Below are 11,834 nucleotides of genomic sequence, written 5' to 3' on the forward strand. Positions count from 1 at the left end.
CAAAAAACAACCAAAATGAACAAAATCCTATCTATCTTATTTTTTTCACTTTTAACCACTATTAGTTTTGCCCAAACCGAAAAAGCATTTTATAAAACAGCCGTAAACGACTTTGAAAAGAATTACAATTCAGATAATTATGAAGCTGTTTTTTCAGGATTTTCAGCCGAAATGCAAAACGCCTTACCTCTTGACAAAACAAAGGATTTCTTGTCCGGTTTAAAACAACAAGCCGGAAAAATTACCCAAAGAGAATTTCTAAAATACGAACAAAATTATGCTTCGTATAAAACCAATTTTGAAAGAGCCTTATTTACACTTAATATTTCGGTAGACAACAACTCTAAAATTAATGGTCTGTTTATAAAACCTTTTGAAAACAGTAGTTTACCAAAAATAGAACGGAATAAAACCAAACTCATTCTGCCTTTTAAAGAACAATGGACCGTGTTATGGGGCGGTGACACAAAAGAGTTGAACTATCATATTGAAAGCCAGGCTCAAAAAAATGCTTTCGATATGTTAATTACAAACGATAAGGGAAAATCATTTAAAACCGATGGGAAAACAAATGAGGACTATTACGCTTTTGGGAAAGATTTAATTGCTCCCTGTGATGGAGAAATTGTTCTGGTTGTTGATGGTGTAAAAGACAATATTCCCGGAGTTTTAAATCCCGTTTATATTCCTGGAAATACTGTAATTATTAAATCGGTAAATAATGAATTCTTGTTTTTTGCACATTTCAAACAACATTCAATCGTTGTCAAACAAGGGCAAAAAATCAAACAAGGACAGTTACTGGGATTATGTGGAAATTCCGGGAATTCCTCAGAACCTCATTTGCATTTTCATCTACAAAATGCTGAAGACATGAATGTAGCGACAGGAATTAAATGCTATTTTGATACTATCCAAGTCAACGGGCAAACTAAAACCGATTATTCCCCTGTACAAAAAGACAAAATTAATAACATCAAAAAGTAACTCTAAAAAATTAACCCGCAGCTATTCGCAAAAATAAATAAGGGAACATCAGCGGGGAAAATTAGTAAAAATAATCAGTCTCATATTTCTCGAAAAACCAAAGTAGAATTATGTCCGCCAAAGCCAAAAGCATTGCTCATAGCTGTATGTATGTTTTTTTGCAAAGGTTCATTGATTACGATTTGAATATTTTTAGGAATCTCGGAATCAAGATTTTCGATATTTATGGTGGGTGGAATTATATTTTCGTTGATTGATTGTATCGCCAAAATCGCTTCGATGGCTCCTGCCGCTCCCAGCAAATGTCCCGTCATCGATTTACTGGAACTTACCCACAAATTTTTTGAACCTTTGAACGTTTTGTCTACGGCTTTCAATTCGGCAATATCTCCAACAGGGGTTGAAGTAGCATGTAAATTCAAATAATCCAATTGCGAACTATTAAGTTTTGCTTCTTCAAGAGCTAGTTGCATCGCTTTCGCAGCACCCAAACCTTCAGGATGTGGCGATGTCATATGATAGGCATCCGCGGTCATTGCTGCTCCGGCTAATTCGGCATAAATTTTAGCACCACGTTTTTTGGCGTGTTCATATTCTTCCAAAATCAATGCTCCAGCTCCTTCTCCCATCACAAAACCATCACGGTCTCTATCGAACGGGCGACTGGCTGTGAGCGGATCATCATTTCTGGCTGACATCGCTTTCATAGAACAAAAACCGCCAACCGAAGCCGCAGTAATTGGTGCTTCTGAACCTCCCGTTACAAATACTTTGGCTTTGCCCAGACGGATGTAATTAAAGGCATCCATAATGGCAGTATTGGAAGTAGCACAGGCAGAAACCGTGGTATAATTGATACCCTGCAAACCAAATTTCATAGAAATCATTCCCGAAGCCATATTCACAATCAATCGGGGTACAAAAAACGGACTGAATCGTGGAATGTAATTTCCGCTTACATAATTTTCTACTTCAGATTCAAAAGTTTCCATTCCGCCTTGTCCTACTCCCCAGATGACTCCAATATCAAAAGGATCCATTGCAGCAATATCTAATCCTGAATCTTCCAAAGCCTGTGAGGCGCTGTACAACGCATATTGCGTAAACAAATCACTACGTTTTATTTCGTTTCGATCCAGGTATTTTTGAGGTTCAAAATCCTTTATTTCGGCAGCAATCTGCGTACGAAATTTTGAAGCATCAAAACGGCTAATAATACCCGCACTGCTTTTCCCTTCAAGGCTATTTTTCCAAAAAGTAGCCACATCATGTCCCAACGGATTAATGGTTCCCAAACCTGTAATTACAACTCGTTTCATTTTATTTTTTTTGAAATTAAAAGGTGTACTATTTTTTCAACAAATGGTGAAATAATTAAGATAGCCGGAATGACAATTAAATAAGCAATCAACCAGGATTTTAGCCAAATGGCTAAGTGCAAATGTGCCCAACCCAGATTTACCGTTATCAAAGTGAAGGAAATAATTCCCGTTGTAACGATGCCCATTATCAATGCAAATGTGATTTTCTGTTTCATAAGATCGTATTTTTAAATACTTGACTTCTGTATTATGAATTTATTTCCTGCACTCTTCTTTGGTTCATTAGTTGAAGCGCATCTTCCGGTGAAGACAGATACAAACGATATATATCTTCAGTTTGTCCCACTCTGATTTCATATTCATTCTGTTCCAGTCCTGCAACAAACTGTTCCGCAACTACAGTTGGTGAAATACCATTTTTACCTCCAATAGCGGCTGATAATTCAGTATCTACCAACGGTGGCATTAATTCAAAAACAGCCACTTTTGTTTCCTGTTTCAATGCCAGACGCAAGGATTGTGTATAAGAATGCAAAGCGGCTTTACTTGCCGAATAAGTAACCAGACTTCCCGGAACAAATGCTACAACAGAGGATACATTTACGATAGCAGCCGCTTCCTGTTTTTTCAACAACGGTAATAGTTTTTCATTTAATCGAATAACCGAAAGATAATTGGTAAGCATTTCATCTTCTGCTTTTTCATAAGCATTTACATTTTCGGCTGCAATGTCATATACCAAAGCACGACCGGCATTGTTGATTACTATATTGAGGTTTGGAAAATCGTTGTTGATTTGTTCTACCAGACGCTCCACATCTTTAGCATTGCTTACATCCGATAAAATGGCTGTTACGTTTTTCAGCTTTGCCGCTGCTTGATTGAGACGTTCTTCATTACGTCCTGTAATGATAACGTGGTTTCCTTTTTCAGATAATAATTTGGCAATTTCAAAGCCAATACCAGCGCTTCCTCCTGAAATTAAAACGGTGTTGTTTGTTGTTTTCATTGTAGTAATTGTTTTTAAAACATACCGATTGGTATATTTTTGATTAAAAAATTTTTATTGTACTATTTCTTCATTTATAATTTTAACTATCCTGTCTAAAGCCAGATACAAATTATCTGGTTTGTTTGCCATTTTAGAAAGTAAAATACCTCCTTCAATCAACATTATAAACGTATTAGCGTAATCGTTAGGATTAATTTCTTTATAAAACTCGTTATTTTCAATTCCTAATTCAATGATTTTTGCCACTTTTTTGGCCCAACTCACAAACGAATGCTGCACTGTGTTTTTCATATAAGGCAACGCATCATCAACTTCAGTAGCAGAATTAAGCAATGGGCATCCTCCTTTTTCGAAAATTGAAGACCAATTATTTCGATAAAAATCAATGAAGGCAATAAGTTGTTTATAAGCACTCGTTTCATCTGAAATAGCCGCATCTACTTTCTTAGCTAATTCTCCTGAACTATGTTTGAATACTGCAATAACAACCTCTTCTTTATTTTTAAAATTTCCATATATACTTCCTTTTGTAAGTCCGGTTGCAGCTGTAATATCAGACAAAGACGTTCCGGCATATCCATTTTTATTAAAAAGGGAAGCTGTTTTTTCTATGATGAATTGACGAGTTTGTTCTGCTTTTGACATTTTTAAAAAGATAATAACATAAATTTATAGGACAAAGATATAAAAAATACCGTTCGGTATATTTTTTTTTATATAAAATTATTTTATATCGCTCATAAAAACACCAAATTACTCACTTTGGCAAAAGAAAGCGTATATAGTCCGATTAATCAAAAATAAAGGATAAAAATACTTGTCTTATACTATTTTTAAGGCTTCAATTAATCCGTCAATATCTTCTTTAGTATTATAATGACTGAAAGAAATACGCAAACTTGGTTTTCTAACCAGCTCATCCGAAAGTATTTCGGCTAAGACATGAGAAGGTCTGATACTTCCACTCTGGCAAGCACTTCCCCTTGAAACAGCAATTCCCCGCATATCCAAATGAAACAAAATCATAGCAGTTTTTTCCTCAGAAAAAGGCAACAACACATTTACAATATTATAAAAACCATCGCTGGTTCCGTTGATTTGAAAACCCGGGAAATTATTCTCTAATTGCTCAATCAAATACGTTTTAACCTCAGTAATATGTTTTTTTTCCTGTTCTAAATTGGCATAAGAAACTTCCAAAGCCTTTGCCATTCCTGCAATTTGATGTACAGCTTCTGTTCCTGCTCGCAAACCTTTTTCTTGTTCGCCTCCATAAAAAAGCGGTTGCAAAGCCGAATTTTTTCTAACAAAAGCAAATCCCACTCCTTTAGGACCGTGAAATTTATGCGCACTGGCCAAAACAAAATCAACGGCTATTGACTGCAAATCCAGTTTCATTTTCCCCATCGATTGCACTGTATCCGAATGGAATAAAGCATTATATTGCTTGCAAATTACACCTACTCTTTCAAGGTCTAAAATTGTTCCAATTTCGTTATTAATATGCATCAAACTCACTAAAGTTTTTACATCTTGAGAAAGCAAAGTCGATAAATGAGTCAAATCGATGGCTCCATCGGGCAGCACATTTACATAATCTATCTGGATTGAAAATTCTCTTTGCAAGGCAGTAATAGCCAATAAAACCGCGTGATGTTCAATCTTACTGCTAATGATCCGTTTTACCTTCAAATCCTGAACCGCTGAGCGCAAAATCCAGTTGTTTGCCTCCGTTCCTCCTGAAGTAAAAATAATTTCCTGAGCACTTACATTCAATTGTTTGGCAATGGATTTACGGGAAAGTTCGAGGATATTTTTAGCATTTCGACCAAAACTATGCGTTGAAGAAGGATTTCCATAATCTTCCGTCATCACTTTTGTCATTTCTTGAATAACTTCAGGTCGGATTGCGGTAGTAGATGCGTTATCGAGGTATATTTTTTTCATTGCTGCAAAGTTATAAAATATCAATTATCAAAAGCCCAATAAGATTTGTCATTTTTTGCCTATTTTTGTCAAAATTTTTAAGATGAAAAGAGCTCTAAGCCTACTGTTTTTATTAGCATTATTAAATGCTTGCGATGATGGAAACCTGACTCAGGAAGATATTAGCTTTGACGAAGTGTCTACCCAAAGTTGTAGCACCAATAATATTCTCTATAAACTAAAAGAACAAGAAGCATTACTACTTAAAGTTCCGGAAAATACTTTTACTAGTGAACTTACTGCTGCTAACGATACTATTGAATTAGATATTAATACTACCACCAACAGGGTCGTGTATCGTTTTTACAACGGAACTGTAGCAACTGATAATATCTGTGAAACTATTGCTCCGGCAACTCCTGTTATTACTGACCAATGGACCGCTACTGATGGTAAAATACTAATTGTAACTACGACTAAAAAAGAAACTGATGCAACGACCAACAGGACTAAAATTACGGGATACAACCATAACATCACTTTTAAAAATGTAACTTTTGCGAAAACTAGTGGAACTCAGGTGTATGAAACCTTCCCTTTTGGCGATTACACTACATCGGCTACCAATTTACCTTTTAATTTTAATCAAACACTGGAAAAATGTAGTTCCTCTAATGAAGTTTATGATTACAATACGAGTGAAGCTTTAATACTAAAAATCGATCCTAGTTTGATTGTAAACCAAGCTACAGCTCTTAACAGCCCAAGAACAGGACTTATAGGAAGCAGTTCAAACGTACTTACTTATCGTTTGTTCACCGGAGGATTAGTAACTGCTGATTATTTTTGCAATACTACAACACCTAGCACCCCTACTGTTAGTCAGGAATGGACTGGTGTAGCGGGAGTAAGTGGCGTAAGTGGTATTATCGAAGTTACCACGACTACCAATGGCCCTAATACTTTTAAACACACGATTGTGCTTAAAAAAGTTTCTTTACAAAAAGGTATAAGCGATTTTACGCTTGGGGATAGTTATATTTTAGGAGACTTATTCACTACCAATTAAAGTATAATTAAATCCATAATTTTAAATACAAAGCGCTCATTTGAATATCCAAATGAGCGCTTTTTGTATGTTCTAAATCTTATTATTTTTTACTTTGCTTGATAAAAACCTCGGTAGCTCCCTGACCGTATTTTTGATAATTGGCTTCCTGAAAATCAATATTATCATAGCGTCCTAACAAGAAATCGAGCTCAGCTTTCAACACACCTTCACCCACACCATGAATAAAAACAATTTTAGGAATGCGATTTTTAATGGCAAATTCTATGTGCCTTTGTGCTGTTTCAGCCTGCAACGTCAAAATATCATAATTAGACATTCCGTTTTTATTTTTGACTAGTTTTTCAATATGTAAATCAAATTCCGGAACGCCAACTTCGTGCTTGTCTTTTTTCTCTTTTACAAAACTTCTTGGCTTTGGAATCGTTTTTTCCTTCTTAATTTCATCTATATTAATTCGTTTGATAGAATCCATTAGATTACTGCCATCATTTAGTTTAACCAACTCATTTGCCGAAAAATTCATTACAAAACCTTCTTCGGTTTCAATGGTAACCTCATTGCCTTTCACAGCCAGTACTACCCCATTGATAGCATCATCGAGTACTGCAACTTTATCTCCTTTACTAAACATCTTCTTCTTCTTTTTCTTGATTTTTACTAGGTGTTTTAGCACTTAATCGCATCATCCCAAACATGAAAACAGCCATTGCCACTACGGTAACATAAACATTTTTATCGGCTGATGTTTGCTCATAAAAAGCAACCGCAATTGCAACAAACATTATCGGGAAAACTATTTTTTTCATTTTTAATGGTATCAGATTTCAAAAGTAATAAATTTAAAATTGTTGTTTTAAGAAAGCAGATTCCAATTCGACAAAATATACTTCTAAAAGTATAAAATTCATTTTACAAAAAATAAAATTACAAATCGAAAGCGTGGCTGTTTCATGTCCTTTTATTCAAAATAGTTCAATATATTTGTTTAAAATTAGCAACACCATTAGAATCAAGCAGCATTCTTTCTATTAACAATCCAAAAGTCATGACAAAGGATCTAATTATAAAAAATATTGACTCTTTAAAAAGTCATCTATCCATAAATTACGGTATAAAAACTAAAATAGAAAAGTTCACCGAAAAATTATTCTATACTTTATTCGACACAAATGCTTCATTAACAGAAAGCATTGATGAACTTGAAGGTTTATTCAAAGATATTTCAAGAGTAGCCTGCAAAAAACCTGAAAGAACTTGTGAATCTATGTGGGATAGTTTTCTTCAGAAATTGCCCGCTGTGCTTGAAAAATTAAATCAGGACGCTGCCTATATTTTAGAAAACGACCCTGCATCTAATAGTATTGAAGAAGTCTATTTAGCTTATCCCGGTTTTTATGCTATTGCTATTTATCGTCTAAGTCATGAACTCTACAATCTGGATTTAATGCTTTTTTCGAGATTAATGAGTGAATATGCACATAAAACAACGGGAACCGATATTAATGCAGGAGCTCAAATTGATTCACCATTTTTTATTGACCATGCCACCGGAATTGTTATTGGAGAAACCACCGTTATTGAAAAAAACGTAAAAATATACCAGGGAGTTACCCTTGGAGCATTGAGCGTGAGCAAAGACATGAAAAACGCCAAACGACACCCTACCGTAGAAAAAAATGTTTGTATTTATGCCAATGCGACTATTCTGGGAGGTGAAACCATTATCGGTAAAGACAGTATTGTAGGAGGAAATGCCTGGGTAACCAAGTCGGTTCCTGAAAAATCAATTGTCATGAACACCACAACTACCGAAGTAAAAGTAAAAGAAATTAAATAATATGAAACCTCAAAAATTAGTTGACTTAATAGGAAATACTCCACTTGTAGAAACAGTCAATTTAGTACAAAATAAAAACGTAAAATTACTTTTAAAGCTAGAAGGAAATAACCCTGGCGGCAGTGTCAAAGACAGAGCTGCTTATTATATGATTAAAGGCGCACTGGATCGCGGTGAAATCAAAAAAGGAGACAAATTAATTGAAGCTACCAGTGGAAACACAGGTATTGCTCTGGCCATGATTGCGCAATTACTAGGAATCGAAATTGAATTAATACTTCCTGAAGATTCTACCAAAGAGCGCACCCAAACCATGCGTGCCTATGGTGCAACTGTGATTTTGACTTCTGCCCAAGAAGGAATCATTGGCTCCAGAGATTATGCAGATAAAAAAGTAGCCGAAGGTGGTTACATCATGCTTAATCAATTCGCTAATGACGACAATTGGAAAGCACACTACAAAACCACAGGTCCTGAAATATGGAACGATACCGAAGGTACTGTAACCCATTTTGTATCAGCCATGGGGACTACAGGAACCATCATTGGAACTTCTACTTATTTAAAAGAAAAAAATCCGGCAGTACAAATTATTGGTGCCCAACCTTCGGAAGGCTCCCAAATTCCCGGAATCAGAAAATGGCCTATAGAATACCTGCCTAAAATTTTTAATCCTTCAAAAGTAGATCGTACCGTTGACGTAAGCGAAAAAGAAGCACGCGAAATGACTAAACGTTTAGCTTTAGAAGAAGGAATTTTTGCAGGAATGAGTAGTGGTGGTGCCGTTGCTGTAGCAGTTAAAATTGCCGAAGAATTAGAATCAGGTGTAATTGTAGCTGTTATCTGCGACAGAGGGGATCGTTATTTATCTTCTGATTTATTTGATTAAATTTTCAATTTATATTCATAAAAAAGGCTCGTTTTCTAATAAAAACGAGCCTTTTCAATTTAGAAAATATTTTAAACTAATGCAGCCGATGTGCTAATTGCGGTGTTGAATAACTTAGAAATCGGGCAATTATGTTCTGCTTTAGTAACCAATTCCTGAAAAACAGCATCCGAAATCCCTGCTATTTTAGCACTCACGGTTAATTTAGATTCTGTAATTGTACCCTCTACCAAATTGATAACGCATTTGGTTTCGATACTCTCTATATCAAATCCTGCTTCTGTAATATAAGCTGATAATTGCATCGTGAAACACCCAGAATGTGCCGCAGCAACCAATTCTTCAGGGTTTGTCCCTACTCCTTCTTCAAAACGGGAATGAAAGGAATATTGCGTATTTTCTAATGTTTTACTTTGGGTTGTAAGAACTCCTTTTCCTTCTTTTAGAGAACCTTTCCAGACTGCGGTCGCATTTCTTTTCATAGCTTTTTTAAATATTTAATTATACTTTTCGATTTTTTTTAACTTGCTCTAATTTAATGTTTTTTTGAGATAAAAACTTTCAGTATCTCCCTTTTTAACCAAAAATTAAAAAGCCAACCCGAATGGGTTGGCTTTTAATATAATTTAAAAATTACTATTGCTTCACTAATTTAATCGTTTTTCTATTATCACCTTGAGTAACAATTGCAACATAAACACTTAGTGGTAACTCCTCTCCAAAAACAATTGGTTCACCGTCATTTTTCTCAATAACTTTTATCAATTTACCTAACAAGTCAAATACTTGAACGGATACTTTTTCATTACTACCTCCTACCAGAGTTATAGTAAACTGGTTATTAGATGGATTTGGATAAGCGATTACGTCGAACAGAGTCGGTTTATTTCCTATTGATGCTTCTTGTGCAACTGTTTCTTCTGTTAATTCAACTTTTGAAAGACCTTCTTTAGCCGTTACACTTCCAAGACTGAATCCGCTACGTACAACGAGATTACCACCTACAAGAAGCGTCATTCCCGTATTGCTACCTGTCCATTTACTTGAGTAAAATAATATGCTACCATTATAAAGCGAAATGGCAATATCATCATTAGAACCTGGCTCACCTCTATCTGTCATATTAACCTGTAATGTGAGATTTCCTCCCAACGATATCGGTGACTGCGGGTTTGTAATATCTGTCAAATTGCATTTAGAAGTAAACACTGCTGTTTGAGCATTTGGATTAGCAATATTTACACCCAATGAAGTCATCGAGTTGGCTTTAATCTGGTAGACACGTAACACACCAGCTACTGTTCTGCGGAAGATGATATTCATATTACCCTGCAGGTTCTTATTGGATTTATTAAATTTAACATTAAATCCAAAGTTTGTTTTCTTACCTGCATCTGATGCATACTGACCCGCAGATTGTGTTGGTATGATATGTCCTCCACCTGTAATAAAATCTCCAACAGATTTATACACTGTTATTACGGTATTATCATCTTGGTGATTTCTTATATAGTATCCGCTAACTTCCATACCAATAGTATACTCAACATCAGTTGCTGAACCAATGTCAACCGGCCAGTTCAAAGTAACAATACCAGTCTTGGTATCAGAAGGATTTACCAATGCTATTGGGCTCAATACCCATCCGTATGCATCTGTGAGACCTGATACTACGATCGGAGTAGTTCCATCGAGGAATCTCACTTTTGCATTTCTAATGTCACCATAATTTACATCACCAGCTGCATCAAGAGTTGCAGTTATATCTTGTACTGTCGCACGAAGCTGTACTGTTGCAAGACCGCTTGATGAACTTTGTGTAGCAACCAACTGTGTACCTGTAAATGTTAACCGTGTATCTTCTTTTTCTACAACAATCTCAATAGTTGTCTCACCCCAATTATTGGCAGAATTTGAAGTACCATCATTCACTTTAACCTTTAGATAGTAGGTACCTGGAGACACCATCATATTACCCGTTAATGACCATGTCTTTGGACTACCCGAAACAGAAGTTTCTGTTAACATTAAATTGTTGGGCAATCCCGGTGAAAATCCAATATCCGTTGATTTTTTCCAACTAGTTAAAGCTGTAAGCTCATTATAAACATTATCTAAATCTGTTGCAGAAATTGTTACTGCAGAAATTGGATCACTATACTGAACATTTTGAGTTGCCGCATTATTTACTACAACAGGTGCGTCATTCACTGCTGTTACATTGATGTTGAAGGTTTGTGCTGCACTTGTATTTATATTAGGTGATACATTAGAACCATTATCACTCAATGTTACTGTCACAATCGCAATACCATTTGCATTTGCTGCCAATGTATATGATAATGTTCCGTTTGCTGCAATTGCCGGTTGTACCGAGAATAAACTGTTATTGTTATTGGTAACAGTGAAGCTCAGGGTCTGAGTCAGTTCTGGATCTCCATCATCTATACCTGTTGCCCAACTGGCTATTGATTGTGCCGGAGCATCTTCATTTACTGTCTGGTCTGCTCCTTTAGTAAACACCGGTACATCATTAACTGCCGTTACATTGATGTTGAAGGTTTGTGCTGCACTTGTATTTATATTAGGTGATACATTAGAACCATTATCACTCAATGCTACTGTTACAGCCGCAGTACCATTTGCATTTGCTGCCAATGTATATGATAATGTTCCGTTTGCTGCAATTGCCGGTTGTACCGAAAATAAACTGTTATTGTTATTGGTAACAGTGAAGCTCAGGGTCTGAGTCAATTCTGGATCTCCATCATCTATACCTGTTGCCCAAC

The 11,834-nt window shown here is 35.7% G+C and carries 13 protein-coding genes; 4 read left to right on the top strand and 9 right to left on the bottom strand.

What is annotated here, in order from left to right; translation table 11 throughout:
- Positions 1-15: 15 nt before the first annotated feature.
- Positions 16-987 (top strand): M23 family metallopeptidase, encoded by a 972-nt coding sequence (locus EOD40_RS14490; RefSeq protein ID WP_128196730.1) that lies wholly within the window; start codon positions 16-18, stop codon positions 985-987.
- Positions 988-1,067: 80 nt separating this feature from the next.
- Here EOD40_RS14490 and fabF read toward each other — a convergent pair whose 3' ends face one another.
- From fabF to EOD40_RS14515, 5 genes are all read right to left on the bottom strand, one after another.
- The gene (gene fabF, locus EOD40_RS14495) at positions 1,068-2,306 is read right to left on the bottom strand and encodes a beta-ketoacyl-ACP synthase II (RefSeq protein ID WP_128196732.1); all 1,239 of its coding nucleotides are present in this window, start codon (positions 2,304-2,306) and stop codon (positions 1,068-1,070) included.
- Positions 2,303-2,524 (bottom strand): DUF2798 domain-containing protein, encoded by a 222-nt coding sequence (locus EOD40_RS14500; protein ID WP_128196734.1) that lies wholly within the window; start codon positions 2,522-2,524, stop codon positions 2,303-2,305. The genes fabF and EOD40_RS14500 overlap by 4 nt, the downstream gene beginning before the upstream one ends.
- 32 nt (positions 2,525-2,556) lie before the next feature.
- Entirely contained in the window at positions 2,557-3,318 is a 762-nt protein-coding gene (locus EOD40_RS14505) for an SDR family oxidoreductase (RefSeq protein ID WP_128196735.1), read from the bottom strand.
- A gap of 54 nt (positions 3,319-3,372) precedes the next feature.
- Complete coding sequence (locus EOD40_RS14510) at positions 3,373-3,966, bottom strand: TetR/AcrR family transcriptional regulator (protein ID WP_128196737.1); 594 nt, start codon at positions 3,964-3,966, stop codon at positions 3,373-3,375.
- Between the two features lie 177 nt (positions 3,967-4,143).
- The gene (locus tag EOD40_RS14515) at positions 4,144-5,268 is read right to left on the bottom strand and encodes a cysteine desulfurase family protein (RefSeq protein ID WP_128196739.1); all 1,125 of its coding nucleotides are present in this window, start codon (positions 5,266-5,268) and stop codon (positions 4,144-4,146) included.
- An 82-nt stretch (positions 5,269-5,350) separates the two neighbouring features.
- Here EOD40_RS14515 and EOD40_RS14520 point away from each other — a divergent pair, with 82 nt between their 5' ends.
- Positions 5,351-6,316: a hypothetical protein gene (locus EOD40_RS14520; protein WP_128196741.1), complete on the top strand. Its 966-nt coding sequence runs from the start codon at positions 5,351-5,353 to the stop codon at positions 6,314-6,316.
- Positions 6,317-6,398: 82 nt separating this feature from the next.
- On the opposite strand, the gene EOD40_RS14525 is transcribed toward EOD40_RS14520, so the two are convergent.
- Together EOD40_RS14525 and EOD40_RS14530 are read right to left on the bottom strand one after the other, a co-directional pair.
- A complete protein-coding gene (locus tag EOD40_RS14525; protein ID WP_128196743.1) occupies positions 6,399-6,950 on the bottom strand; it encodes a Smr/MutS family protein in 552 nt (183 codons plus the stop codon).
- Positions 6,943-7,125 carry a hypothetical protein gene (locus EOD40_RS14530; RefSeq protein ID WP_128196745.1) on the bottom strand — a complete coding sequence of 61 codons (183 nt, stop codon included), beginning with the start codon at positions 7,123-7,125 and terminating at the stop codon, positions 6,943-6,945. The genes EOD40_RS14525 and EOD40_RS14530 overlap by 8 nt, the downstream gene beginning before the upstream one ends.
- A 239-nt stretch (positions 7,126-7,364) precedes the next feature.
- On the opposite strand from EOD40_RS14530, the gene epsC reads away from it, so the two are divergent.
- The gene (gene epsC, locus EOD40_RS14535; RefSeq protein ID WP_128196746.1) at positions 7,365-8,156 is read left to right on the top strand and encodes a serine O-acetyltransferase EpsC; all 792 of its coding nucleotides are present in this window, start codon (positions 7,365-7,367) and stop codon (positions 8,154-8,156) included.
- A gap of 1 nt (position 8,157) precedes the next feature.
- Positions 8,158-9,045 carry a cysteine synthase CysM gene (gene cysM, locus EOD40_RS14540; protein ID WP_128196748.1) on the top strand — a complete coding sequence of 296 codons (888 nt, stop codon included), beginning with the start codon at positions 8,158-8,160 and terminating at the stop codon, positions 9,043-9,045.
- 71 nt (positions 9,046-9,116) lie between these two features.
- Here the strand turns inward: cysM and EOD40_RS14545 are convergent, their stop codons facing one another.
- Both EOD40_RS14545 and EOD40_RS14550 read right to left on the bottom strand, forming a co-directional pair.
- Complete coding sequence (locus EOD40_RS14545; RefSeq protein WP_128196750.1) at positions 9,117-9,527, bottom strand: OsmC family peroxiredoxin; 411 nt, start codon at positions 9,525-9,527, stop codon at positions 9,117-9,119.
- Between the two features lie 154 nt (positions 9,528-9,681).
- A complete protein-coding gene (locus EOD40_RS14550) occupies positions 9,682-11,799 on the bottom strand; it encodes a T9SS type A sorting domain-containing protein (RefSeq protein ID WP_128196752.1) in 2,118 nt (705 codons plus the stop codon).
- Between the last annotated feature and the right edge of the window lie 35 nt (positions 11,800-11,834).

The organism is Flavobacterium sufflavum, from assembly GCF_004016525.1.
Lineage (GTDB): Bacteria > Bacteroidota > Bacteroidia > Flavobacteriales > Flavobacteriaceae > Flavobacterium > Flavobacterium sufflavum.

What these genes read in the sequence shown, in the direction of transcription:
- EOD40_RS14505 (WP_128196735.1), bottom strand. Translation starts at nt 3,318, where the DNA reads ATGAAAACAACAAACAACACCGTTTTAATTTCAGGAGGAAGCGCTGGT.
- EOD40_RS14510 (WP_128196737.1), bottom strand. Translation starts at nt 3,966, where the DNA reads ATGTCAAAAGCAGAACAAACTCGTCAATTCATCATAGAAAAAACAGCT.
- EOD40_RS14515 (WP_128196739.1), bottom strand. Translation starts at nt 5,268, where the DNA reads ATGAAAAAAATATACCTCGATAACGCATCTACTACCGCAATCCGACCT.
- EOD40_RS14490 (WP_128196730.1), top strand. Translation starts at nt 16, where the DNA reads ATGAACAAAATCCTATCTATCTTATTTTTTTCACTTTTAACCACTATT.
- fabF (WP_128196732.1), bottom strand. Translation starts at nt 2,306, where the DNA reads ATGAAACGAGTTGTAATTACAGGTTTGGGAACCATTAATCCGTTGGGA.
- cysM (WP_128196748.1), top strand. Translation starts at nt 8,158, where the DNA reads ATGAAACCTCAAAAATTAGTTGACTTAATAGGAAATACTCCACTTGTA.
- EOD40_RS14545 (WP_128196750.1), bottom strand. Translation starts at nt 9,527, where the DNA reads ATGAAAAGAAATGCGACCGCAGTCTGGAAAGGTTCTCTAAAAGAAGGA.
- EOD40_RS14500 (WP_128196734.1), bottom strand. Translation starts at nt 2,524, where the DNA reads ATGAAACAGAAAATCACATTTGCATTGATAATGGGCATCGTTACAACG.
- epsC (WP_128196746.1), top strand. Translation starts at nt 7,365, where the DNA reads ATGACAAAGGATCTAATTATAAAAAATATTGACTCTTTAAAAAGTCAT.
- EOD40_RS14530 (WP_128196745.1), bottom strand. Translation starts at nt 7,125, where the DNA reads ATGAAAAAAATAGTTTTCCCGATAATGTTTGTTGCAATTGCGGTTGCT.
- EOD40_RS14525 (WP_128196743.1), bottom strand. Translation starts at nt 6,950, where the DNA reads ATGTTTAGTAAAGGAGATAAAGTTGCAGTACTCGATGATGCTATCAAT.
- EOD40_RS14520 (WP_128196741.1), top strand. Translation starts at nt 5,351, where the DNA reads ATGAAAAGAGCTCTAAGCCTACTGTTTTTATTAGCATTATTAAATGCT.